23 protein-coding genes are annotated in these 22,724 nt (G+C 72.1%); 12 read left to right on the forward strand and 11 right to left on the reverse strand.

Features of this window, described 5'->3' with window-relative positions; all coding sequences use genetic code 11:
* Positions 1-41 precede the first annotated feature (41 nt).
* On the forward strand, positions 42-1,034 hold the full coding sequence (locus ACDF64_RS11840) for a glycerophosphodiester phosphodiesterase (RefSeq protein WP_394551523.1): 993 nt from the start codon (positions 42-44) through the stop codon (positions 1,032-1,034).
* 14 nt (positions 1,035-1,048) lie between these two features.
* On the opposite strand, the gene ACDF64_RS11845 is transcribed toward ACDF64_RS11840, so the two are convergent.
* Both ACDF64_RS11845 and ACDF64_RS11850 read right to left on the reverse strand, forming a co-directional pair.
* The gene (locus ACDF64_RS11845) at positions 1,049-1,327 is read right to left on the reverse strand and encodes a metal-sensitive transcriptional regulator (RefSeq protein ID WP_394551525.1); all 279 of its coding nucleotides are present in this window, start codon (positions 1,325-1,327) and stop codon (positions 1,049-1,051) included.
* 43 nt (positions 1,328-1,370) lie between these two features.
* Positions 1,371-1,598, reverse strand: coding sequence for a hypothetical protein (locus ACDF64_RS11850; protein WP_394551527.1), 228 nt, complete (start codon positions 1,596-1,598; stop codon positions 1,371-1,373).
* 29 nt (positions 1,599-1,627) lie between these two features.
* On the opposite strand from ACDF64_RS11850, the gene ACDF64_RS11855 reads away from it, so the two are divergent.
* From ACDF64_RS11855 to ACDF64_RS11890, 8 genes are all read left to right on the forward strand, one after another.
* A complete protein-coding gene (locus ACDF64_RS11855) occupies positions 1,628-2,362 on the forward strand; it encodes a ZIP family metal transporter (protein ID WP_394551529.1) in 735 nt (244 codons plus the stop codon).
* A gap of 204 nt (positions 2,363-2,566) precedes the next feature.
* Positions 2,567-4,714 carry a DEAD/DEAH box helicase gene (locus ACDF64_RS11860; RefSeq protein ID WP_394551531.1) on the forward strand — a complete coding sequence of 716 codons (2,148 nt, stop codon included), beginning with the start codon at positions 2,567-2,569 and terminating at the stop codon, positions 4,712-4,714.
* Positions 4,715-4,849: 135 nt separating this feature from the next.
* The gene (locus ACDF64_RS11865) at positions 4,850-5,881 is read left to right on the forward strand and encodes a 6-phosphofructokinase (RefSeq protein WP_394551533.1); all 1,032 of its coding nucleotides are present in this window, start codon (positions 4,850-4,852) and stop codon (positions 5,879-5,881) included.
* 14 nt (positions 5,882-5,895) lie between these two features.
* Positions 5,896-6,378: an 8-oxo-dGTP diphosphatase gene (locus ACDF64_RS11870; protein ID WP_394551535.1), complete on the forward strand. Its 483-nt coding sequence runs from the start codon at positions 5,896-5,898 to the stop codon at positions 6,376-6,378.
* 91 nt (positions 6,379-6,469) lie between these two features.
* Positions 6,470-7,645, forward strand: a complete 1,176-nt coding sequence (locus ACDF64_RS11875; protein ID WP_394551537.1) for an inorganic phosphate transporter — start codon at positions 6,470-6,472, stop codon at positions 7,643-7,645.
* On the forward strand, positions 7,642-7,992 hold the full coding sequence (locus ACDF64_RS11880) for a peptidase (RefSeq protein WP_394551539.1): 351 nt from the start codon (positions 7,642-7,644) through the stop codon (positions 7,990-7,992). Before ACDF64_RS11875 ends, ACDF64_RS11880 begins: the two co-directional genes overlap by 4 nt.
* A 132-nt stretch (positions 7,993-8,124) precedes the next feature.
* Positions 8,125-9,597, forward strand: coding sequence for an NCS2 family permease (locus ACDF64_RS11885; RefSeq protein ID WP_394551540.1), 1,473 nt, complete (start codon positions 8,125-8,127; stop codon positions 9,595-9,597).
* A gap of 95 nt (positions 9,598-9,692) precedes the next feature.
* Positions 9,693-10,016 carry a hypothetical protein gene (locus tag ACDF64_RS11890; RefSeq protein WP_394551542.1) on the forward strand — a complete coding sequence of 108 codons (324 nt, stop codon included), beginning with the start codon at positions 9,693-9,695 and terminating at the stop codon, positions 10,014-10,016.
* Between the two features lie 78 nt (positions 10,017-10,094).
* Here ACDF64_RS11890 and ACDF64_RS11895 read toward each other — a convergent pair whose 3' ends face one another.
* From ACDF64_RS11895 to ACDF64_RS11915, 5 genes are read right to left on the reverse strand one after another with little or no spacing between them, the layout of a single operon-like run.
* Entirely contained in the window at positions 10,095-10,823 is a 729-nt protein-coding gene (locus tag ACDF64_RS11895; protein ID WP_394551543.1) for a FadR/GntR family transcriptional regulator, read from the reverse strand.
* 23 nt (positions 10,824-10,846) lie between these two features.
* Positions 10,847-11,638 (reverse strand): 3-oxoacyl-ACP reductase, encoded by a 792-nt coding sequence (locus ACDF64_RS11900; protein ID WP_394551545.1) that lies wholly within the window; start codon positions 11,636-11,638, stop codon positions 10,847-10,849.
* 24 nt (positions 11,639-11,662) lie between these two features.
* Positions 11,663-13,018, reverse strand: a complete 1,356-nt coding sequence (locus ACDF64_RS11905) for an aldehyde dehydrogenase family protein (RefSeq protein WP_394551547.1) — start codon at positions 13,016-13,018, stop codon at positions 11,663-11,665.
* Complete coding sequence (locus ACDF64_RS11910) at positions 13,015-13,818, reverse strand: gamma-glutamyl-gamma-aminobutyrate hydrolase family protein (protein ID WP_394551549.1); 804 nt, start codon at positions 13,816-13,818, stop codon at positions 13,015-13,017. The genes ACDF64_RS11905 and ACDF64_RS11910 overlap by 4 nt, the downstream gene beginning before the upstream one ends.
* Positions 13,799-15,196 carry a glutamine synthetase family protein gene (locus tag ACDF64_RS11915; protein WP_394551551.1) on the reverse strand — a complete coding sequence of 466 codons (1,398 nt, stop codon included), beginning with the start codon at positions 15,194-15,196 and terminating at the stop codon, positions 13,799-13,801. Before ACDF64_RS11915 ends, ACDF64_RS11910 begins: the two co-directional genes overlap by 20 nt.
* A 170-nt stretch (positions 15,197-15,366) precedes the next feature.
* On the opposite strand from ACDF64_RS11915, the gene ACDF64_RS11920 reads away from it, so the two are divergent.
* Positions 15,367-16,953 (forward strand): amino acid permease, encoded by a 1,587-nt coding sequence (locus ACDF64_RS11920; protein WP_394551553.1) that lies wholly within the window; start codon positions 15,367-15,369, stop codon positions 16,951-16,953.
* 100 nt (positions 16,954-17,053) lie between these two features.
* Complete coding sequence (locus ACDF64_RS11925; RefSeq protein ID WP_394551555.1) at positions 17,054-18,562, forward strand: aspartate ammonia-lyase; 1,509 nt, start codon at positions 17,054-17,056, stop codon at positions 18,560-18,562.
* A 21-nt stretch (positions 18,563-18,583) separates the two neighbouring features.
* On the opposite strand, the gene ACDF64_RS11930 is transcribed toward ACDF64_RS11925, so the two are convergent.
* A complete protein-coding gene (locus ACDF64_RS11930; RefSeq protein ID WP_394551557.1) occupies positions 18,584-19,015 on the reverse strand; it encodes a MarR family winged helix-turn-helix transcriptional regulator in 432 nt (143 codons plus the stop codon).
* An 87-nt stretch (positions 19,016-19,102) separates the two neighbouring features.
* Here ACDF64_RS11930 and ACDF64_RS11935 point away from each other — a divergent pair, with 87 nt between their 5' ends.
* On the forward strand, positions 19,103-20,014 hold the full coding sequence (locus tag ACDF64_RS11935; RefSeq protein ID WP_394551559.1) for an alpha/beta hydrolase: 912 nt from the start codon (positions 19,103-19,105) through the stop codon (positions 20,012-20,014).
* Here the strand turns inward: ACDF64_RS11935 and ACDF64_RS11940 are convergent.
* The 3 genes from ACDF64_RS11940 to ACDF64_RS11950 form a co-directional block, all read right to left on the reverse strand.
* The gene (locus ACDF64_RS11940; RefSeq protein WP_394551561.1) at positions 20,007-20,882 is read right to left on the reverse strand and encodes a fumarylacetoacetate hydrolase family protein; all 876 of its coding nucleotides are present in this window, start codon (positions 20,880-20,882) and stop codon (positions 20,007-20,009) included. The genes ACDF64_RS11935 and ACDF64_RS11940 overlap by 8 nt on opposite strands.
* 80 nt (positions 20,883-20,962) lie before the next feature.
* Complete coding sequence (locus tag ACDF64_RS11945; RefSeq protein ID WP_394551563.1) at positions 20,963-21,724, reverse strand: SDR family NAD(P)-dependent oxidoreductase; 762 nt, start codon at positions 21,722-21,724, stop codon at positions 20,963-20,965.
* Positions 21,721-22,596, reverse strand: a complete 876-nt coding sequence (locus ACDF64_RS11950) for a fumarylacetoacetate hydrolase family protein (RefSeq protein WP_394551565.1) — start codon at positions 22,594-22,596, stop codon at positions 21,721-21,723. Before ACDF64_RS11950 ends, ACDF64_RS11945 begins: the two co-directional genes overlap by 4 nt.
* Positions 22,597-22,724 lie beyond the last annotated feature (128 nt).

Raw genomic sequence — 22,724 nt, forward strand, 5'->3', positions numbered from 1 at the left:
CGTGACGGCGAGGAGGCCGTTCCGGTGGAAAGGCCCGACCCGTGACGCACGCACCCGGTGCGCTTCCCCCTGCCCGAAGCCGCAACCTTCCCGCCCACCCGACCGCGCATCGGTCCGCCCGACCGCGCCGCGGACGGGGCGCGCTGCACGGGCTGGTCCAGCGCCCGCCGCTCGGCATCCGCCTGGCCCTGGCCGTCGTCGCGACCGCGACGATCAGCGCCGTGCTGGTGTTCGCCCAGACCCCGCCGAACGTGTTCGCGATCGACGTGTTCGGCCAGCTCCGCGCGCCGGGCGATCCGGCGCTCATCGTCGGCCACCGCGGCGACCGGTCGGTCGCGCCCGAGAACACGATCCCGGCGCTCGAGGTCGCGATGGACACGCTCGAGTACGTCGAGACCGACGTCCAGCTCACGAGGGACGGCGTTCCCGTGCTCTTCCACGACGTGACGCTCGAGCGCGTCGCGGGCGACCCGCGCCGGATCGGCGACCTCGACCTCGCGAAGGTGCGCGGGTTCGACGTCGGCGCCGGATACGACGCGTCGTTCCGCGGCACGCGCATCCCGACGCTCGAGGAGTTCCTCGCGTCCCTCGGCGAGCGCCCGGAGGCCCGAGCGCTCGTCGAGCTCAAGGCCTCGTGGACGCCGGACGAGGTGCGGATCGTGCTCGGCCTGATCGAGCGGGCGGGCGTGCGCGACCGGGTCGTGCTCGAGAGCTTCAGCATCGAGTCGCTCGCCTCGATCGCGGCGGTCTCGCCCTCCACGCCCCGGATCATGCTCATCCGCGAGTTGCCGGCCGACCCGCGCGCGATCGCGGCGCAGTTCGGCCTGATCGGCTTCGGCACCACCGCGAAGTCCGTCACGGCCGCGCCGAACGCGGTGGCGCTCGCGCACGAGGCCGGCCTCGCGGTGCTCTGCTACACCCTCAACTCGGAGGAGAGCTGGAGCGAGGTCAGCGCGCTCGGCGTCGACGGCATCATCACGGACCAGCCGAGCTCGCTCGACGCGTGGCTCGCCGCCACATCGCCCGGGACCTGAGGCGCCCGCTCCGCTCAGCCCCGGTTGTTCGAGAGCTCGAAGAGCCGGAGGAGTTCGGCGACCGCCGCCTCCCTGGCGTCGCCGCCCTCCTCGTACTGGTGGCTGACATGGGTGCGGAGGTGGTTCTCGACGAGCAGCTTGTTGAGCGACCCGAGCGACTTCTGGACCGCGAGCGAGAGCGTGATGATGTCGACGCAGTAGTCCTCGTCGTCGATCATCCGCTCGATGGCCCGGAGTTGGCCCTCGATGATGCGCGTCCGATGCAGCGCGCGGCGCTTGATGTCCTCGATCACCGGCTCAGGATACGCCGCGACGCCGATACCGCACGGGGTATCCTCACGCGTCGTCCTCGGCGGCCCCGTCGCGCTCCTCGCCGAGGTCGACCCGGCGCTCCGAATCGATGCCCGGCGGGTCGTCGACGAGGTCGTCGTCGAGCGGCCGGTCGTCGTCGGACTCGACCTCCTCGACCTCCTCGAACTCGGTGTCCTGCGACACCGTGAAGTCGCCGGTTCTGATGTCGTCTGTCGGCGCGACGTCTCCGCCCGCCCCTGCGAGACCGTCCATGTCCACAGCCTAGGCCCTAGGCTCGCCTCATGCCGGAATGGACGGGGGCGGCCCTCGCGGGCCTCGCAGGCGGAGCCGCACTCGTCCTGGGCGCGGTGATCGCCTGGTTCGTCGCGGTGCCGAAGCCGGTCGTGGCGGGCATCATGGCGTTCGGCGCGGGCGTGCTCATCTCGGCGCTCGCGTTCGACCTCGTGCTCGAGGCCGAGGAGGAGGCCGGCCTCTGGCCGACCGTCCTCGGGTTCGCGACCGGCGCCATCGTGTACGTCGTCGCCGACCAGCTGCTCGACCGGTTCGACAAGCGCAACCGGCCCGGGAGCGGCGAGAGCTCGGGCACGGGAGTGGGCATCGCCCTCGGCGCGCTCCTCGACGGCATCCCCGAGTCGGCCGTCCTCGGACTCAGCATGGTCGGGGGCGGGGGAGTGAGCGTCCCGGTCCTCGTCGCCATCATCATCTCGAACGTGCCCGAGGGCCTCTCGAGCACGGCCTCCCTCAAGCAGGAGGGGCGCTCGGCGACCTACGTGTTCGTCCTCTGGATCGGCATCGCGCTCGCGAGCTCGCTCGCCTCGGTCGCGGGCTTCGTCCTGCTCGACACGGCGCAGCCGGGGCTCACCGCCGCCATCACCGCGCTCGCCGCGGGAGCCATCCTCGCGATGATCTGCGACACGATGATCCCCGAGGCGTTCCAGACCTATCATGCGCTCACCGGACTGCTCGTCACCGGGGGGTTCCTGTTGAGCTTCGCCGTGCACGTCGTAGGCGGCTGAGCGCGCGTCGCGGCGAATTCCCGGCCGAAGACGCTAGAATGACTCTCCGACCGACGAATCCGATCTCGGTCCGACGGCGCGGCGCCGACCGCGCACTGCTCGGCAGGTGGTCTCCACCTGGATTCGACGGCCCCGTCGTGACGGACCCCGGATGGGTCCGCCGGCCCGGCTGGCAGCAACGCCCGCGGGCGACGGAGGCACCCGATGGCACGGGAGGACCCCTTGACCCAGACGAGGCAGCGTCAGCGGACGCGCTCTCGCGACGACGACGCCCCGATCATCCCGATCCTCGCGCGCAAGGTGCGCGAGGTCGAGCAGAAGGCGGCGAAGAACAAGCTCGGACCCACGAACCGGCAGAAGTTCCAGGTGATCGCACTGCTCATGCGCGAGGAGCGCGCGCGGGTGAAGGCGGATGCCTCGCTGGGCGACGCCGCCCGCGCGGAGCTCCTGAAGCGGCTCGACGGCATCGCGCAGATCCTCGCGAAGACCGCGGCGCGCGACACGAGCCTGATCACGCTGCTCGAGCCCGACGCGTCCGTCTCCACGTCCGCGCAGCGATTCCGGCGCGACTGGCTGCTCGAATCCGGCGCCGAGCTCAGCCCCGACGAGCTCATCATCACGCGCGAGCCCGCGCCCGCGCCGATCCAGGCGCCGGCCGTGAACCAGGTGATCCCGGCCTCGGTGCGCGCCCGCCAGCTCGCGAACCCGTTCCTCGCGCCCGACTTCGACCGGCAGCAGCCGGCCGCCGTGCCGGCCCGCCGGCTCGCGAACTGGGAGCTGCTCGGCCCGCTGTTCAAGGCGTTCGAGCAGGGCTCCGGCGGCCAGGCCGCCAGCATGGACCTCCCCGAGCCGCCCGCGATCGACCGGTTGTCGCCGCGCGGACTCGAGCTCATGCCCCACCAGGCGCGCTTCATCGAGGCCGCGCGCGAGGGGCACCGCGCCTTCCTCCTGGCCGACGAGCCGGGCCTCGGCAAGACGGCGCAGTCCGTGCTCGCGGCATCCGTCACGAACGCCTACCCGCTCCTGGCCGTCGTGCCCAACGTCGTCAAGATGAACTGGGCGCGCGAGGTCGAGCGCTGGACCCCGCACCGCCGCGCGACCGTCATCCACGGCGACGGCGACACGCTGGACGCCTTCGCCGACGTCGTGGTCGTGAACTACGACATCCTCGACCGGCACATGGCGTGGCTCTCGACGCTCGGCTTCCGCGGCATGGTCGTCGACGAGGCGCACTTCATCAAGAACCTGCAGTCGCAGCGCTCGCGCAACGTGCTCGCGCTCGCCGACCGCGTGCGCGCCTCGGCGCCGGGCGGCGACCCGCTGCTGCTCGCGCTCACGGGCACGCCGCTCATCAACGACGTCGACGACTTCCGCGCGATCTGGCAGTTCCTCGGCTGGATCGCCGGCGACAAGCCGTCGTCGTCGCTGCTCGCGGCCCTCGAGGAGAACGGCCTCACGCCCGCCGAGCACGGCTTCTACTCGGCCGCGCGCCGCTCGGTCATCGACCTCGGCATCGTGCGCCGGCGCAAGGTCGACGTCGCGGCCGACCTGCCCGAGAAGCGGATCGCCGACCTCCCCGTCGAGCTCGACGACGAGTTGGGCCGCTCGATCCGCGCTGCCGAGCGCGAACTCGGTCGCCGGCTCGCGACGCGCTTCCGGACCCTCGTCGAGGCGCGGGGCCTGCGCGTCGGCGACCTCGACGAGCTCGACCGCGACCAGTTCGTCCGCGCGGTCGCCATGGCGGAGCTCGAGGAGTCGAAGTCCGCGAAGTCGGGCGAGAACGTCTTCACGATGGTCCGTCGCATCGGCCAGGCCAAGGCCGGCCTCGCGGCGGACTACGCGGCGCAGCTCGCGCGCTCGGCGGGCAAGGTCGTGTTCTTCGCCAAGCACATCGACGTCATGGACCAGGCCGAGGCCGCGTTCGCGGCGCGCGAGCTCACGTCCGTGTCGATCCGCGGCGACCAGACCGCGATCGCCCGGCAGGCCGCGATCGACGCGTTCAACACCGACCCCGACGTGCACGTCGCGGTCTGCTCGCTCACCGCGGCAGGCGTCGGCGTGAACCTCCAGGCGGCGTCGAACGTCGTGCTCGCCGAGCTCAGCTGGACGAGCGCCGAGCAGACCCAGGCGATCGACCGCGTGCACCGGATCGGCCAGGACGAGCCCGTGACCGCGTGGCGGATCATCGCGGCGCACACGATCGACGCGCGCATCGCGGAGCTGATCGACGCCAAGCAGGGCCTCGCGGCGCGCGCCCTGGACGGCAGCGACATCGAGCCCGGATCAGCGGATTCGGTGCAGCTCGACGCCCTCCAGCACCTGCTGCGGCAGGCGCTCGACGGCGCGCTCTGACCGGTTCGCCGGGCCCCGCCGACCGCGTCGAGCGGACACGGGGCCCGGCGTGCCGATAGACTCCCAGCGTTCGCGCCCCGAAGGAGCGGCTCCGGCGAACGCCCAGTACGCACGCCTGTACGAACGAGGAGTCACATGAAGATCGGCCTGCTGACGAGCGGCGGCGACTGCCCCGGCCTGAACGCGGTGATCCGCGGCGCGGTGCTGAAGGGCAAGATCTCGCACGACACGGAGTTCGTCGGATTCCGGTGGGGTTGGCGCGGCGTCGTCGAGCGCGACATCATGCCGCTCGTCCGGCACGACGTGCGCGGCCTCGCGAAGACCGGCGGCACGATCCTCGGCTCGAGCCGGACCAACCCGTTCGAGGGCGAGGGCGGCGGACCCGAGAACATCCAGCGGATGCTCGACGAGGAGGGCATCGACGCCATCGTCGCGATCGGCGGCGAAGGCACCCTGACCGCGGCGCGCCGACTCTACGACGAGGGCGGCATCAAGGTCGTCGGCGTGCCCAAGACGATCGACAACGACCTCAAGGCGACCGACTACTCGTTCGGCTTCGACACCGCCGTCCAGATCGCGACCGAGGCGATCGACCGCCTCCGCACGACCGCCGACTCGCACGGGCGCGCCATGGTGCTCGAGGTCATGGGTCGCCACGTCGGCTGGATCGCGCTGCACTCCGGCATGGCCGGCGGCGCCCACGCGATCCTCATCCCCGAGCAGCCGCAGTCGATCGAGCAGATCTGCGAGTGGGTCGAGTCCGTGCGCGACCGCGGCCGTGCGCCGCTCGTGGTCGTCGCCGAGGGCTTCACGCTCCCGGACATGACCGAGGCGCACTCGCACAAGGGCATGGACGCGTTCAACCGGCCCCGGCTCGGCGGCATCGCCGATGTCCTCGCGCCGCTCATCGAGGAGCGCACGGGCATCGAGTCGCGTGCGACCGTGCTCGGGCACATCCAGCGCGGCGGCGAGCCGACGGCGTACGACCGGGTCCTCGCGACCCGGCTCGGCATGGCCGCCGTCGAGGCCGTCTACGACGGCGCGTGGGGCAGCATGGTGACGCTCCGCGGCACCGACATCAAGACGGTGTCGATCGCGGAGGCGACCGGCAGCCTGAACACCGTGCCGCAGGACCGGTACGACGAGGCCAGGATCCTGTTCGGCTGAGTCCGGAACGACGGATGTCCCTGCCCCAGGTCTGCGTCTGCTACCTGCTGCGCGAGCGCGACGGCCGCACCGAGGTCCTGCTCGGACGCAAGCGCCACGGGCTCGGCGCGGGGTACTGGGTCGGGCTGGGCGGCAAGCTCGAGCCCGGCGAGGACGCGGTGGATGCCGCGGTGCGCGAGTCCTTCGAGGAGGCGGGCGTCGTGATCGATCCCGGCGTCCTCGACGCGCGCGGACGCCTCACGTACCTGTTCCCGCACCGCGAGGCGTGGAGCCAGGAGTCGAGCGTGTTCGTGTGCCGCGAGTGGGCGGGCGAGCCCGGGCCGAGCGACGAACTCGATCCCGCGTGGTTCCCGCTCGACGCCGTCCCGCTCGACGAGATGTGGGACGACGCGTCGCGCTGGCTCCCCGGCGTGCTTGCTGGGGGAACGGTGCGAAGGACCTTCGTGTTCGGTCCGGACCTGGCGACCGTGGTGCACGAGCACAGCCCCGTCGCGTAGGATCATCGAGGTTGCTGCTGCGCGGAATCCGCAGCGCCGATCCCTGAACATCCGGCGGACATCGTCCGTCGTCTCCCAGAGAAAGACGCCGGTGGATCTCACCCTCATCGTCGTGCTGGTCATCGCACTGGCGTTGTTCTTCGACTTCACGAACGGCTTCCACGACACCGCGAACGCGATGGCCACGCCCATCGCGACCGGCGCCCTGCGGCCGAAGGTCGCGGTCGGTCTCGCCGCGGTGCTGAACCTGGTCGGCGCGTTCCTGTCGACCGAGGTGGCCAAGACCATCTCGGGCGGCATCATCAAGGAGGGCGACGGGGGCGTGCTCATCACGCCCGAGCTCATCTTCGCCGGCCTCATCGGCGCGATCGTGTGGAACATGATCACGTGGCTGCTCGGCCTGCCGTCCTCGTCGAGCCACGCCCTGTTCGGCGGCCTCATCGGCGCCGCGCTCGTCGGGTTCGGCTTCCAGGCGATCGACTTCACGGTCGTGCTGAGCAAGGTGATCCTGCCCGCGCTGCTCGCACCCGTCACGGCCGGCCTCGTCGCATTCGTCGCGACGAAGCTCGCCTACGCGATCACGCGGCGGTACGACGGCAAGCCGGACGGGCGCGACGGGTTCCGGCACGCGCAGATCTTCTCGTCGTCGCTCGTCGCCCTCGCACACGGCACGAACGACGCGCAGAAGACGATGGGCGTCATCACGCTCACGCTCATCGCGGCCGGCATCCAGACCTCGACCGACCCGCAGACCTGGGTCATCGTGACCTGCGCGATCGCGATCGCGCTCGGCACCTACATGGGCGGCTGGCGGATCATCAAGACGCTCGGCACGGGCCTGACCGACGTGAAGCCCGCGCAGGGCTTCGCGTCCGAGACGGCGACGGCCGCGACCATCCTCGCCTCGAGCCACGTCGGGTTCGCGCTGTCGACGACGCAGGTCGCCTCGGGCTCGGTCATCGGCTCGGGCCTCGGCCGGCGCGGCTCGAAGGTGCGCTGGCGCACGGCCGGGCGGATCGGCGTCGGCTGGCTGCTCACGCTGCCCTCCGCGGCCGCGGTCGGCGCGCTCGCCGCGCTCGTCGCCCAGTTCGGCGTCATCGGCGTGATCATCGACACGGTCGTCGGCGTCGCAGTGATCGTCATGATCTTCGTGTGGTCGCAGCGCAACGAGGTCTCCGCGAACAACGTGGTCAGCGACGTCGCCGCGTCGGGCCGCGCGGTCAAGATCAAGCGCAACCCCAAGCCGAAGAGGAAGGTCTCGGCATGATCGACTGGCTCGCCTTCCTGCTCGTCCTGCTCGCCGCGCTCATCGGCGCCTCGGTCGTCGTGAGCGCCTACTCGCTCGGCATCCGCCTGCTCACCATCTCGGGCCGGACCCCGGTGGTCACGCCCGCGGAGTTCACCGACGCGATCACGGTCATCACGCCCGCCGAGGCCAAGGCGGCCGCCAAGCGCGCGGCGAAGGCGGCGCGGAAGAGCCCGCTGACCGAAGGCCAGAAGCGGGTCTCGTTCCTCGGGGCCGTCGCGTGCTTCGCGGTGAGCGCGATCTCGGTCATCGTCGGGATCTGGCTCATCGTCGGGGAGCACCTGGCGAAGGCCCTCGGCCTGGCCTGACCCGGGCCCGACGCGACCGAGCCCGGCCCGACCGAGCCCGGCCCGACCGAGCCCGACCCGACCGAGCTCGGCCCGACCCGACGGGCCGACCGCACCACCCGGCGCGCCATCGCGCCCTCCGAAAGGCAGCCTGTGAGCAGCACGATCCCGACCGACGAGCCCACGACCGACGAGGTCGCCGCACCACCGAGGAACGCGCTCGACCGCTACTTCGGGATCACCGAGCGCGGGTCGACCCTCACCGGGGAGATCCGCGGCGGCGTCGTCACCTTCGTGACGATGGCGTACATCGTCATCCTGAACCCGATCATCCTGTCGTCGGGCACCGATGTCGCGGGGAACACGCTCGACTTCCTCCAGCTCTCCGCGGTCACGGGCCTCACGGCGGGCGTCATGACGATCCTCTTCGGCCTCGTCGCCCGGCTGCCGTTCGCCTTCGCGGCGGGCCTGGGCATCAACTCGTTCCTCGCGGTCTCGGTCGTCGGCCAGGTGACCTGGCCCGAGGCGATGGGCCTCGTGGTCGTGAACGGCCTCGTCATCGTCCTGCTCGCCGCAACCGGCCTGCGTCGGCTCATCTTCAACGCGGTGCCGATCCAGCTGAAGCTCGCGATCACGGTCGGCATCGGCCTGTTCATCGCGTTCATCGGCCTCGTGGACGCCGGCTTCGTGACGTCGACCGGCACGTCGAGCCCGCCCGTCGGCCTCGGCGTCGACGGATCGGTCGCGACCGTCCCGACCCTCGTCTTCGTCGTCACGCTGCTGCTCACCGGCATCCTCGTCGCGCGGAAGGTGAAGGGCGGGATCCTCATCGGCCTCGTCTCCGGCACGGTGCTCGCCGTGGTCCTCGAGGCGATCCTGAAGATCGGGCCGAAGTTCACCGAGGACGGCGTGAACCCGGGCGGGTGGAGCCTGTCGGTCCCGCAGGTGCCGAGCCAGTGGGTGAGCCTGCCCGATCTCTCCCTCGTCGGCCAGGTGTCGTTCGGCTCGTTCGAGCGGATCGGCGTGCTCGCGGCGCTCATGCTCGTCTTCACGCTCGTCTTCACGAACTTCTTCGACGCGATGGGCACCATGACGGGCCTGTCCGAGGAGGCGGGGCTCGCCGACCGGAAGGGCGACTTCCCGCGCCTGAAGTCGGCGCTCATCGTCGAGGGCATCGGCGCGGTCGCGGGCGGGTTCACGTCGAGCTCCTCCAACACGGTCTTCATCGAGTCCGGTTCGGGCATCGGCGAGGGCGCGCGGACCGGGTTCGCGAACGTCGTGACGGGCGCGCTGTTCCTCATCGCGATGTTCTTCACGCCGCTCGTGTCGATCGTGCCGAGCGAGGTGGCCGCGGCCGCGCTCGTGATCGTCGGCGCGATGATGATGGCGCAGATCCGCCACGTCGACCTGACGGACTTCTCGGTGCTGCTGCCCGTGTTCCTGACGGTCACCGTCATGCCGCTCACGTACTCGATCGCGAACGGCATCGGTGCGGGCTTCGTCGGCTGGGTGGTCGTGCGCTCGCTCTCGGGCAAGGCGCGCGAGATCAGCCCGCTGCTGTGGATCGTCGCCGCCGGGTTCCTCGTGTTCTTCGCGCGCGGCCCGATCGAGGCGCTCTTCGCGTAGGGATTCCCCACGCCGATCCGGGGGATAGCCCCATGCCCGTGGGGACGGCCGGTTCCTACCGTGGAACGGTACCCACCAGAAGGAGCGAACCGATCATGTCCGACGTGTACACCGAAACCCACGCCCCCGTCTCCGCACCGGCCGCGACCGTGCCGGCCGAGACGAGCGCGTTCAGCATCTCGAGCCTCGTGCTGGGCATCGTGTCGGTGTTCGCGGGCTCGACCTTCGTGGTCCCGGCCGCGGGCCTCGTGCTCGGCATCCTCGCGCTGCGTCGCGAGCCGGCGCGACGCACCATGGCGATCTGGGGCATCGCGCTGAACGCCGTGATGCTCGGAGGCGCGGTCCTGCTGGGGCTCGGCGCGATCGCGGTCGGACTCGCGACCCTGCCCTTCGCGGTCCTGCCGTTCGCGGGGTCCTGAGCGCCGCTCGCCGGCCTCCCGTGAGGGGCCGAAGCGGATCGGGGGACGGCGCCGCGACGGCGCCGTCCCCCGAGCGTCTCACGCGTAGAAGCCGCGCAGGAGCGCCTCGGTGCCTTCGAGGTGCTCGGCCATCGCGGCCCGCGCCTCCTCGGCGTTGCCACGCAGGATCGCGCCGACGATCGCGCGGTGCTGCTCGTCCGAGTGCGCGATGTTCGGCGCGAGCAGCGGGATCCCGTCGAGCAGTTCGTTGAGCCGGAGCCGCACGTCGGCGACGAGCGGCACGAGCGTCGCCGACCCGATCAGCTCGGCCACGAGCAGGTGCAGGCGCGAGTCGGCCACGCGGTACCCCGAGGCGGTCGCCGATCGGCAGTCCTCGTACGCCTGCCACAGCCGTTCCCGATCCGTCGCGCTGAGCTCGCTCGCGGCCGCGCGCCCGGCGCCGCCGACCTCGAGCACCGCGCGAAGCGCGAGCAGGTCCTCGAGGCCGTCGACGGCTCCCGGCGCGGCGCGCGGGACATCCTCGGACGCCTCGGCGGCGAACGCGCCGCCGTACCGGCCGCGGCGCACGACGATCCACCCGGCGTCCGCGAGCGAGCCGAGCGCCTCGCGCAGCGTCGCCCGGCTCACCTGGAGGAGCTGGGCGAGCTCTCGCTCCGGTGGGAGCCGCTCGCCGGGCGCGATGAGTCCGAGGCGGATCGACTGCAGCAGGCGCTGCATCGTCTCCTCGTAGGCGTTCGCGGGCTTGGCGGGCGTGAGGAGGAGGCCGGCGCTCAGGACGGCCGGCGCGGGTTCGTGCTCCTCGGCCATGCTCCGAGCCTACGTCCGGCCGCTCAGAGCGGCGTCACGTACGCGGCGCCGATCCCGCCGTCGACGAGGAACGTGGACCCGGTGATGAACGACGCGTCGTCGCTCGCCAGGAACGCGACGGCCGCCGCGATCTCCTCGGGTTCGGCGAACCGTCCGACCGGCACGTGGACGAGCCGGCGCTGCGCGCGCTCGGGGTCCTTCGCGAACAGTTCCTGCAGGAGCGGCGTGTTGACCGGTCCGGGGCACAGCGCGTTGACCCGGATGCCCTGACGCGCGAACTGCACGCCGAGTTCGCGGCTCATGGCGAGCACGCCGCCCTTGGACGCGGTGTACGAGATCTGCGACGTCGCCGAGCCGAGCACCGCGACGAACGACGCGGTGTTGATGATCGAGCCGCGCTGCTGCGGCACCATGTGGCGCAGCGCCGCGCGCGAGCAGAGGTAGACGCTCGTCAGGTTGACCTGCTGCACGCGGTCCCAGGCGGGGAGCTCGGTCGTCTCGATCGAGTCGTCGTCGGGCGGCGAGATGCCCGCGTTGTTGAACGCGATGTCGAGCGTGCCGGTGATCGCCGCGGCCCGGTCGAACAGCTCGTCGACCTGCGCCTTGTCGGTCACGTCGGCCCGGACGAACGTGCCGCCCACCGCGTCCGCGGCGGCCGCGCCCGCGACCGGGTCGAAATCGCCGATGACGACGTGCGCGCCCTCGGCGGCGAACCGCCGTGCGGTCGCGAGGCCGATGCCGGAGCCGCCGCCGGTGACGACGGCGACGCGGCCGGCGAGCCGCTGGGTGAGGTCGGCGCGGGTGGGGTCGGTCATGGTGCTCCTGTCCGGATCGGGCCGTCAGTCGACGGCGATGAAGACGTTCTTGGTCTCGGTGAAGGCGAGGGGGGCGTCGGGTCCGAGCTCGCGGCCGAGGCCCGAGCGCTTGAAGCCGCCGAACGGCGTCGCGTAGCGCACGGACGAGTGCGAGTTCACCGACAGGTTGCCGCTCTCGACGGCGCGCGCGACACGGATGCCGCGGCTGAGGTCGCGAGTCCAGATCGACCCGCTCAGGCCGTACTCGGTCGCGTTCGCGAACCGGACCGCGTCGGCCTCGTCGTCGAACGGGAACACCGAGACGACCGGGCCGAAGATCTCCTCGCGCGCGGCGCGCGAGTCGCGCGCTGGCGTGAGGACGGTCGGCGGGAACCAGAATCCCGGGCCGTCGGGCGCGGTGCCGCGGAATGCGACGTCGCGGTCGTCAGGCACGTACGAGCGGACGCGTTCGCGGTGCTCGGCGGACACGAGCGGGCCCATCTCGGTCGCCTCGTCGGCGGGGTCGCCGACGCGCACGCCGGCGACGGCGGGCTCGAGGAGTTCCAGGAACCGCTCGTAGACGTGGCGCTCGACCAGGATGCGGCTGCGTGCGCAGCAGTCCTGGCCCGCGTTCTCGAAGACGCCCGAGGGCGCGGTCGCGGCCGCGCGCTCGAGGTCGGCGTCGGCGAAGACGATGTTGGCGCTCTTGCCGCCGAGCTCGAGCGTGACGCGCTTCACCTGCTCGGCGCATCCGCTCATCACCCGGGTCCCGACCTCGGTCGAGCCGGTGAAGACGACCTTGCGCACGAGCGGGTGCGTGACGAAGCGTTCGCCGACGACCGAGCCGCGGCCGGGCACGACCTGGAGGAGGCCCTCGGGCAGGCCCGCCTCGAGCGCGAGCTCGGCGAGCCGCAGGCTCGAGAGCGGCGTCCACTCGGCGGGCTTCAGGACGACGGCGTTCCCGGCCGCGAGCGCCGGGGCGAAGCCCCACGAGGCGATCGTCATGGGGAAGTTCCACGGCGTGATCACGCCGACCACGCCGAGCGGCTCGTTGAACGTGACGTCCAGGCCCCCGGCGACCGGGATCTGCCGCCCGAACAGCCGCTCGGGTGCGGCGGAGTAGTACTCGAGCACGTCGCGCACGTGCCCCGCCTCCCAGCGGGCCTGCGAGATCGGATGCCCCGAGTTGCGCACCTCGATGCGGGCGAGCTCCTCGACCGCGCCGTCGACCGCGTCCGCGAACCGGCGCAGGAGCCGCGCGCGGTCCACCGGTGCGAGCGCGGCCCAGCCGCGCTGCGCCGTCGCCGCGCGTTCGATCGCGAGGTCGGCCTCCTCGAGGGTCGCGTTCGAGACGGTCGCGATGATGCGCTCGTCGGCGGGATTGACGATGGCGTGGCTCACGCGGTGGTCCTCCTGGTGCGGTGCGTGCGGTGCGTGCGGGCGGCGTCGACGAGGCCGGCGAACAGCCGCCGGTCGGCGGGATTCGCCTCCGGATGCCACTGCACCGCGAGGCCGAACGGGACCGAGCCGAGCTCGACGGCCTCGATGACGCCGTCCTCGCTGCGCGCGGTGACCGTGAGGCCGTCGGCGACCCGGTCGAGCGCCTGGTGGTGGTAATAGTGCACGGGCAGCGGGTCGCGGGCGTCGCCGAGGACGGCCGCGAGCCGCGACGACGGCTCGACCGTCACGACGCCCTCGCCGAACACCGCGGGCGCGGGCTGGTAGCGGTCGCTCCCGACGACGTCGGGGAGGTGCTGGACGAGCGTGCCGCCGAGCGCCACGTTGAGCACCTGGGCCCCTCGGCAGATGCCGAGGAACGGCAGTTCGGCGTCGATCGCCGCGGTGAGCAGCGCGTCCTCCCAGGCGTCGCGATCGGTGCGCGGCGCCCCGGTGCGCGGGTGCGGCTCCTGTCCGTAGCGGGCTGGGTCCACGTCGGCGCCGCCCGCGACGACGAGGCCGTCGAGCGACGCGACCACCCCGCGGGCGATCTCGGCCGTGACGGGTTGCGGCGGCAGCAGCACGGCGACCCCGCCCGCGTCGGTCACGGCGTCGAGGTACGCGCGGGGCAGGAACGACGCGGCGACGTCCCAGACGCCGCTGCGCGCGGGCTCGAGGTAGGTCGTGACGCCGATGAGCGGCGGCGCGCCGGCGGGCGCAGCGCCGGCCGGTGCCGCCGTCACGTCAGAGTCGTTCGAAGCCACGGACCCGCTCCCAGTCGGTCACGGCCGCGTCGAAGGCGGCGACCTCGACCCGGGCGTTGTTGAGGTAGTGCGCGACGACGTCCGCGCCGAACGCGGCGCGCGCGAGGTCGGATGCCTCGAACAGCGCGGCGGCGTCGCGCAGGGTCGTCGGCACGCGCGGGGCATCCGACTGGTACGCGTTGCCGACGAACGCGGGGCCGGCCTCGAGCCCCTCGTCGATGCCGGCGAGGCCCGCGGCGATCAGCGCCGCGGTCGCGAGGTGCGGGTTCACGTCGCCGCCGGGGATGCGGCACTCGACGCGCAGGCCGCTGCCGTGGCCGACGACCCGGAGCGCGCACGTGCGGTTGTCGAAGCCCCACGCGAGCGCGGTCGGCGCGAAGCTCCCGTCGACGTAGCGCTTGTAGGAGTTGACGTTCGGCGCGAGCAGGAGCGTGAGCGACCGCAGGTGCGCGACGAGGCCGCCCAGGAACCCGCGGAACAGCGGCGACATGCCGTCGGGGTCACCGTCGTCGGCGAACACGGCGCCGCCGTCGGTGCCGCGCAGCGACAGGTGGATGTGGCAGCTGTTGCCCTCGCGCTGGTCGAACTTCGCCATGAAGGTGATCGACTTGCCGTGCGCGTCGGCGATCTCCTTCGCGCCGCTCTTGTAGATCGAGTGGTTGTCGCACGTGGTGACCGAGGGCGCGTAGCGGAACGCGATCTCCTGCTGGCCGAGATTGCACTCGCCCTTCACGCCCTCGGTGTACATGCCCGCGCCGTCCATGGCGAGCCGGATGTCCCGCAGCAGCGGCTCCATGCGCGTCGACGCGTGCAGCGCGTAGTCGACGTTGTAGTCGCTCGCGGGCGTGAGGTCGCGGTAGCCGCTGCGCCACGCGGATCGGTAGTCGTCCTCGAAGACGATGAACTCGAGCTCGTTGCCGCTGTACGGGACGAGCCCGCGCTCGGCGAGGCGCGCGACCTGGCGCTGGAGGATGCGCCTGGGGGATTCCTCGACGGGGGAGCCGTCGAGCCATTCGAGGTCCGCCGTCACCATCGCGGTGCCCGGGAGCCAGGGCGCCATCCGGAGCGTGGTGAAGTCGGGCACCATGCGCATGTCGCCGTAGCCGCGCTCCCAGCTCGAGATCGCGTAGCCGTCGACGGTGTTCATCTCGACGTCGACCGCGAGCAGGTAGTTGCAGCACTCGGCGCCGTGCTCGGCGACGTCCTCGAGGAACAGCCGCGCCGACACGCGCTTGCCGACGAGGCGGCCCTGCATGTCGGTGAACGCCACGATGACCGTGTCGACCCGGCCGTCGGCGACGGCGCCGCGGAGCTCGTCGAGGCCGAGGGGGCCCTCGAGTCCGAGCGGGCCGGTGGGGTTCGTCGTCGTGCTCGTCATCCGCTGCTCCGCTTCGAGTGGTCGGTTGGCTCAATGGTCTGGTGAGGTGACCATAGCAGGACGTCGGATGCCACGACAGCGGCGCATCCGTCCGGAAAATGGTCTGTACGGAGAACCATTGGTGACCCTATCATCGGGCGCAACACCCAGCGATCCCCAAGGAGCCGGCCATGGCCAAGGACACCCTCTCCGTCTCGGGCGTGAAGTACACGACCGCCGAAGACGGCTATTTCGAGAAACGAAAGCTCACGCGCACCGCCGGCGTCTGGGGTCTCTGGGGCCTCGCCGTCGCCGCCGTCATCTCCGGCGACTTCTCGGGCTGGAACTTCGGCATCGACTTCGCCGGGTTCGGCGGCATGGTCATCGCCTTCGCGATCCTCGTGGTCATGTACTACGGCCTGGTCTTCTCGATCGGCGAGATGAGCAGCGCGATGCCGCACACGGGCGGCGCCTACTCGTTCGCGCGCGCCGCGATGGGACCGTGGGGCGGGTTCATCACCGGCCTCGCCGAGACCATCGAGTACGTCGCGACGACCGCCGTGATCGTGTTCTTCTCCGGCGCGTACGCCGACGCGATCACGAGCGAGCTCCTCGGCTTCTCGATGCCGCAGTGGGCGTGGTGGGCCATCCTCTACGTGGTCTTCATCGGCATCAACGCGGCCGGCGCGAGCCTCTCGTTCAAGTTCGCGATCGTCGTGTCGATCATCTCGATCGCGATCCTCCTGGTCTTCAGCGCGATGGCGATCTTCTCGGGCCAGTTCTCGTGGGACAAGCTGTTCGACATCGCGCCCGACGCGGGCCAGACCGACTTCCTCCCGCACGGCGTGCTGCCGATCCTGTTCGCGCTGCCGTTCGCGATGTGGTTCTTCCTCGGCATCGAGGAGCTCCCGCTCGCCGCCGAGGAGTCGACCGACCCGGTGCGGGACATCCCGCGCGCCGGCCTCATCGCCCGCGCGACGCTCATCATCACCGGCCTGCTCGTGCTGTTCCTCAACACGGGCGTCGTCGGCGCCGAGGCGATCGGCACCGCCGGTGAGCCGCTGCTCGACGGGTTCCGCGCGATCGTCGGCGACGAGCTCGCGGCGCTCCTCGCCCTGTTCGCGCTCATCGGCCTGCTCGCCTCGCTCCAGGGCATCATGTTCGCCTACGGCCGGAACATGTACTCGCTCAGCCGCGCCGGGTACTACCCGAAGTTCCTCTCGCTCACGGGCCGTCGGCAGACGCCGTGGGTCGCCCTGATCGCCGGCGCGGTGATCGGCTACGCGTCGCTCATCGTGCTCGACGTGCTCGCGCAGGTCGACGCGGGCGCGGGCGCGGTCGCCGGCGCGATCGTGCTCAACATCGCGGTGTGGGGCGCGGTGCTCGCCTACCTGCTGCAGATGGTGTCGTACGTGATCCTGCGCCGGAAGTACCCGGACGTCGCGCGCCCGTACAAGAGCCCGTGGGGAGTGTCGGGCGCGGTCGTCGCGGCGGTCATCGCGGCGCTCATCTTCCTCGGGTTCCTGCTCAACCCGACGTTCGTGCCCGCGATCATCGCGATCGGCGTCGTGTACGTCGTCATGCTCGTCGCGTTCGCGGTCTGGGGTCGGCATCGCCTCGTGCTCTCGCCCGAGGAGGAGTTCGCGGTGTCCGGCGGCCTGCACGGCGACCCGCAGCGCGACGGCTACGGCGGCGAGGTCGAGGGCGAGCTCCTCGCGGCCGACGGCGTCGACGGCGCGGAGCCCGTCGAGGCTCCGGAGACCCCCGGCACGGCCTGACCCGCGAGTAGGCTCGTGAGCGGATGCCTCGGTGATCCCGGGCATCCGCTCACCCGTCCCGCTCACCCCGCGGGGCCCGAGGCGATGGAGCCGAACCGCGATGACGAACCAGCCCCCGACCATCCCGCACACGATCGACGCCGACGTCGTGCTGCCGCTGCCGCCCGGCCCGAAGCGGACCGAGACGGACTCGCTCGGCAGCGTCGAGGTCCCGGCCGACGCCTACTGGGGCGTGCACACCATGCGGGCGCTCGAGAACTTCCCGATCTCGAAGCGGCCGATCTCGGTCTACCCCGACCTGGTCCGCGCGCTCGCGTCGGTGAAGCAGGCCGCGGCGCGCGCGAACCACGACCTGGGTGTCCTGAAGGACGCGAAGGCGGCCTGGATCGACGAGGCGTGCGCGCGGATCATCGCGGGCGAGCACCACGACCAGTTCGTGGTCGGCGTCATCCAGGGCGGCGCGGGCACGTCGACGAACATGAACGCGAACGAGGTCATCGCGAACCTCGCGCTCGAGATCGGCGGCTACGCGAAGGGCCGCTACGACGTCATCCACCCGATCGACCACGTCAACCGCAGCCAGTCGACGAACGACACCTACCCGACCGCGATCAAGCTCGCGATCACGTTCTCGATCACGACCATGATCGAGGAGCTGGACGCCCTGCGCCTCTCGTTCGAGCGAAAGGGCACCGAGTTCCGGGACATCCTGAAGGTCGGCCGGACGCAGCTCCAGGACGCCGTCCCGATGACGCTCGGCCAGGAGTTCCACGGGTTCGCGACCACGCTCGGCGAGGACATCGCGCGACTGCGGGAGACCATCAAGCTGCTCGGCGAGGTGAACCTCGGCGCGACCGCGATCGGCACGGGGATCACCGCCGAACCCGGCTACGCCGATGCCGTCGTGCGCCACCTCTCGGAGATCACGGGCCGCGAGCTCGAGATCGCGCCGGACCTCATCGAGGCCACGAGCGACACGGGCGTGTTCATGACGTTCTCGAGCGTGCTCAAGCGGAGCGCGATCAAGCTGTCGAAGATCTGCAACGACCTCCGACTCCTCTCGAGCGGGCCGCAGGCGGGCTTCGCCGAGATCAACCTGCCGCCGCGCCAGGCGGGGTCGAGCATCATGCCGGGCAAGGTCAACCCGGTGATCCCCGAGGCCGTGAACCAGGTCGCGTACGCGGTCGCGGGCACGGATGTCACGGTGATGATGGCCGCCGAGAACGGGCAACTCCAGCTCAACGCGTTCGAGCCGGTCATCGCGCACTCGCTCCTGCAGTCGATCACGTGGATGCGCCAGGCGTGCTGGACCCTGCGCGTGAACTGCGTCGACGGGATCACCGCGAACGTCGAGCGACTGCAGTCGCAGGTCGGCTCGAGCGTGGGCGTCATCACGGCGCTGATCCCGTTCATCGGCTACCAGGATGCCGCGGGCATCGCGAAGCTCGCGCTCGCGACCGGGCGGCACGTCGCCGACCTCGTCGTGGAGGCCGGGCTCATGAGCCGCGAGGCGGTCGAGCGCGAGCTCGCGCCGCGGAAGCTCTCGGGCATGCGCCCGATCACGCAGGGGATCCCGATCGTCTCGCTGCGGAGCGAGCCGCACGAGTAGGAGCGCTCCCGCGCGGGTCCGTCAGTCGTCGTCGAAGGTCGCGCGCAGCGCGGCGAGCGCATCGCGCAGCGCCCGGCGGTCGTCGGACCCGAGGCGCTCGAGGCGCTCGCGCACGTGCCGGGCGACCGTCGGCGTCGCCTCGTCGAGCGTGCGGCGGCCGGTCGCGGTGAGCGAGATGTGCGACGAACGGCGATCGCCGGGATTGGCACGGCGCTCGGCGAGGCCGGCGGATTCGAGGCGGTCGACCGACTTGCTCGCCGCGCCCACGGTGATGCCGATCTCGCGGACGATGTCCTGCACGCGGCATCCGTCGACCGAGTCGATGATCCGCAGCACGTCGTAGGAGGCGAGGCGCACGCCGTGCGCGTCGTGGACCACGTCGTCGAGGGTCTCGAACCAGCGGGTCTCGGCGCGCACGAGCGCGAAGAACAGGGCGAGGTCGGCGTCGGCCATATCTGCATTCTCCAGAAGTAGATTGACAGGAATCATTCTAGGCGCGAGGATCGATTCCCTGGAATGAATCTACGACAGGAGCCACCGATGTCCCGCGCAGCCTACGACCGCATCTCCGAGCAGTACCGGGCCGGACGCACCGGACCGGAGATGTCCGTCGCCGACCAGCGCGCCGGATTCGAGCAGTTCGCCGGCCCGATCCCGGCCGACGTCGACGCGACGGCGGGGACGCTCGGCGGCCGACCGGTCCTCGGCCTGCGCCCGCAGGGCGGCGCCCATGCGGGCGCGCTGCTGTACCTGCACGGCGGCGGCTACGTGATCGGATCCGCCCGGACGGGTGCCGCCGTCGCCGCCGCGCTCGCGCGCCGGACCGGGACGACCGCCTGGTCGCTCGACTACCGCCTCGCGCCCGAGCATCGATTCCCCGCACCCGTCGACGATGCGGTCGCGGCGTACCGCGACCTGCTCGACGCCGAGGGCCCCGAGCGACTCCTCGTCGCGGGGGACTCGGCCGGCGGCGGGCTCGCCGTCGCGACCCTGGTCGCCGCCCGCGCGGCCGGGCTGCCGATGCCCGCCGCGGTCGCGGTGTTCTCGCCGTGGACCGACCTGACGCTGTCGGGCGCGTCGATCCTCGACCGCGCCGCCGACGACCCCCTGTTCACGCTCGCCGACCTCCGGGCGTACGCCGACCGGTACCTGCCCGAGCATCGCGCGGCCGAGGCCGCCGCGTCCCCGCTCGCGAGCCCCGTGCTCGCCGACCTCCGCGGGCTGCCGGCGCTGTACGTGCACGTCGGCAGTCGCGAACTGCTGCTCGACGACGCCGTCCGGCTCGCCGCGAACGCCGCGCACGCCGACGTGGACGTCGTGCTCGAGGTCGCCGCGCGTGCCCCGCACAACGTGCCGACGCTCGTCGGCACGCTCGACGAGGCGGATCGCGCCGTCGAACGCGCCGGCGATTTCCTCGCCGCGCGGCTGCCCGTCGCGGCGGCGGTCAGATGACGCGGCAGTGCGTGGTGAGCGACCCGATGCCGCCGATCGAGACCGTGACCGTGGCGCCGTCCGCGAGGAACACCTGGGGGCTGCGCGAGTAGCCCGCGCCGCCGGGGCTGCCCGTCGAGATGAGGGTGCCCGCCGGGATGGTCGCCGACCGGGACAGGTAGGAGATGATCTCGGCGACGCCGCGCACCATCTCGTTCGTCGAGGCATCCTGCAGGATGTGCCCGTCGAGGTTCGTGGTGAGCCAGAGGTCCTGCGGGTCGGCGATCTCGTCGGCGGTCACGACGACCGGACCGGTCGGCGTGAAGCCGTCGAACGACTTGCAGCGCGACCACTGGGCCTCGGAGAACTGGATGTTCCGCGCGGTGATGTCGTTCACGACGGTGTACCCGAACACGTGGTCGAGCGCATCCCGCACGTGCACGTCGCGTGCCGGGCGCCCGATGATCACGCCCAGCTCGGCCTCGTAGTCGACCTGGGTCGAGACGTCCTCGGCCCACGTGGTCGTCTGCCCGTGGCCGGTCAGCGAGTTCGGCCAGAGCGAGAACACGGTCATCGCCGACTCGCCGCGCAGCTTCAGCTCGCTCGCGTGCGCCGCGTAGTTCGCGCCGATCGCGAGCACCTGCGGCGGACGCAGCACGGCCGAGGCGTGCCGGAGCCCGGCCACGGGCACGCCCGAGGCGCCGGCCGCGAGCGCGACGTCGATCGCGACGCGGACGTCGGCCTGGGCGCCCGGGCCGGCCTCGACGAGCTCCTGGAGGTCGCGCGGAGCCCGCTCCATCACCTCGTCGAGGAAGTGGGCGTGCTCGTCGACGACGACGGCGAGCCTGGGCACGGACTGGCCTTCCACCCTGAGGTGTGCGAACTTCACCGTTCGAGACTAGCGACCGCCCCCCGGGTGCGACGCTCCGAGGGGTACAACTCAGGGTGCGGGATTCGCCGCGCGGGCGGTCAGGAGGGCGCGCGCGGGCGCAGGCGGAGCCCCTGCATCCCGCCGTCGACCTCGAGGCCGATGCCGGTCGTGCTGCCCGACGCCGGACTCGCGAGGTACGCGACCGCGTCGGCGACCTCGTCGGCTCGGACGAGGCGGCCGTGCGGCTGCCTGGCCTCGAGCGCGGCGCGCTCGGCGGCGGGGTCGGGTGCGGCGGACAGGAGCCGGCCCACCCAGGGCGTGTCGGCGGTGCCCGGGTTCACGGCGTTCACGCGGATGCCCTCGTGCAGGTGGTCGGCCGCCATCGCGCGCGTGAGCGACAGCACCGCGCCCTTCGTCGCGCTGTAGAGCGCGCGCTGCGGCAGGCCCGCGGTCGCCGCGATCGACGAGGTGTTCACGATCGCGGCGGCGGGCGATCGCCGCAGGTGGGGGAGTGCGGCGCGCGCCACGCGCACCATCCCGACGACGTTCACGTCGAAGACGCGGTGCCACTCCTCGTCGGAGTTCGCCGCGACGTCGCCCTGCGCGCCGATGCCGGCGTTGTTCACCACGATGTCGATGCGACCGAGCTCGGCCGCGACGCGCTCGACCCCCGCGCGCACGCTCGCGTCGTCGCCCACGTCGACGGCGACCGCGAGGTCGGCGTCGGTCGCGGCATCCGGGTGCAGGTCGAACACGGCCACGCGTGCGCCGCCGCGGCGCAGGCGCGCCGCGATCGCGGCGCCGATTCCGGATGCCCCGCCCGTGACGATCGCCACGAGGCCCTCGAAGTCCGCGCTCATGCGCCCGCCACCTCGGGGGCGTCCTCGTGCGCGACGAACCGGTGCCGCTGCCGGCCGAGCCCGTCGATCTCGAGCTCGACGACGTCGCCGGCCGCGAGGTACGGGAACCGGCCGGAGAGGGCCACGCCCTCGGGCGTGCCGGTGAGGACGAGGTCGCCCGGGTCGAGCACGAGCACCTGGCTGAGCTCGTACAGGATCCGGTCGATGCCGAAGACGAGGTCGGCGGTCGAGGAGTCCTGTCGGGGGTCGCCGTTCACGCGGCTGCGCAGGCGCACGGCGCGTGCGTCGATCTCGTCCGGCGTGACGAGCCACGGGCCGGTCGGGCAGAAGCCCGGCGCGCTCTTGCCCTTGGACCACTGGCCGCCGGATTCGGCGAGCTGCCAGTCGCGCTCGGACAGGTCGTCGGCCACGACGTACCCGGCGATGTGCGCCCAGGCGTCCTCGGGGCTCCGCAGGTAGCTCGTGCGCGTGCCGATCACGACGCCGAGCTCGACCTCCCAGTCGGTCTTCACGCTGCCGCGCGGGATCTCGACGTCGTCGTCGGGACCCTGCACCGTGTTCGGCGACTTCATGAACATCACGAGGCGCTCGGGCGGCGCCGAGCCGGACTCGGCGGCGTGCGCCGCGTAGTTCATGCCGATGCAGTAGACGGCGCCGGGGCGCGCGATCGGGGCGCCGATGCGGAGGGCGTCGGCGCCCTCGAGCTCGGGCAGGTCGCCGGCCGCGAGCGCGTCGCGCACGCGGTCGAGCCCGCCTCCGCCGAGGAAGGCGCCGTCGACGTCGGGCGCGATGCCGCGCAGGTCGTGGGCGCGGTCGTCGTGGAGGACGACCGGCACCTCCGCACCGCGGGGGCCGAGGCGGGCGATTCTCATGCTGCTCCTTTGCGTTCGAGAGTGGATGCCGCGACCGGCGGCCGCCGGAAGATCGGAGGTCTCCCGGCGTGCGATCGCGAACGCCGCCCTGATTCTTGCACATCGCGGACCCGTTGACAGCCGAGACA

The organism is Agromyces sp. MMS24-JH15, from assembly GCF_043518605.1.
Classification (GTDB): domain Bacteria; phylum Actinomycetota; class Actinomycetes; order Actinomycetales; family Microbacteriaceae; genus Agromyces.

Excerpts from the sequence above, each read along its gene's own strand:
- ACDF64_RS11945 (WP_394551563.1), bottom strand. The coding sequence starts at position 21,724 with ATGAGCGCGGACTTCGAGGGCCTCGTGGCGATCGTCACGGGCGGGGCA.
- ACDF64_RS11870 (WP_394551535.1), top strand. The coding sequence starts at position 5,896 with ATGTCCCTGCCCCAGGTCTGCGTCTGCTACCTGCTGCGCGAGCGCGAC.
- ACDF64_RS11850 (WP_394551527.1), bottom strand. The coding sequence starts at position 1,598 with ATGGACGGTCTCGCAGGGGCGGGCGGAGACGTCGCGCCGACAGACGAC.
- ACDF64_RS11890 (WP_394551542.1), top strand. The coding sequence starts at position 9,693 with ATGTCCGACGTGTACACCGAAACCCACGCCCCCGTCTCCGCACCGGCC.
- ACDF64_RS11860 (WP_394551531.1), top strand. The coding sequence starts at position 2,567 with ATGGCACGGGAGGACCCCTTGACCCAGACGAGGCAGCGTCAGCGGACG.
- ACDF64_RS11950 (WP_394551565.1), bottom strand. The coding sequence starts at position 22,596 with ATGAGAATCGCCCGCCTCGGCCCCCGCGGTGCGGAGGTGCCGGTCGTC.
- ACDF64_RS11855 (WP_394551529.1), top strand. The coding sequence starts at position 1,628 with ATGCCGGAATGGACGGGGGCGGCCCTCGCGGGCCTCGCAGGCGGAGCC.
- ACDF64_RS11935 (WP_394551559.1), top strand. The coding sequence starts at position 19,103 with ATGTCCCGCGCAGCCTACGACCGCATCTCCGAGCAGTACCGGGCCGGA.
- ACDF64_RS11900 (WP_394551545.1), bottom strand. The coding sequence starts at position 11,638 with ATGACCGACCCCACCCGCGCCGACCTCACCCAGCGGCTCGCCGGCCGC.
- ACDF64_RS11925 (WP_394551555.1), top strand. The coding sequence starts at position 17,054 with ATGACGAACCAGCCCCCGACCATCCCGCACACGATCGACGCCGACGTC.
- ACDF64_RS11930 (WP_394551557.1), bottom strand. The coding sequence starts at position 19,015 with ATGGCCGACGCCGACCTCGCCCTGTTCTTCGCGCTCGTGCGCGCCGAG.
- ACDF64_RS11865 (WP_394551533.1), top strand. The coding sequence starts at position 4,850 with ATGAAGATCGGCCTGCTGACGAGCGGCGGCGACTGCCCCGGCCTGAAC.
- ACDF64_RS11880 (WP_394551539.1), top strand. The coding sequence starts at position 7,642 with ATGATCGACTGGCTCGCCTTCCTGCTCGTCCTGCTCGCCGCGCTCATC.
- ACDF64_RS11920 (WP_394551553.1), top strand. The coding sequence starts at position 15,367 with ATGGCCAAGGACACCCTCTCCGTCTCGGGCGTGAAGTACACGACCGCC.
- ACDF64_RS11915 (WP_394551551.1), bottom strand. The coding sequence starts at position 15,196 with ATGACGAGCACGACGACGAACCCCACCGGCCCGCTCGGACTCGAGGGC.
- ACDF64_RS11895 (WP_394551543.1), bottom strand. The coding sequence starts at position 10,823 with ATGGCCGAGGAGCACGAACCCGCGCCGGCCGTCCTGAGCGCCGGCCTC.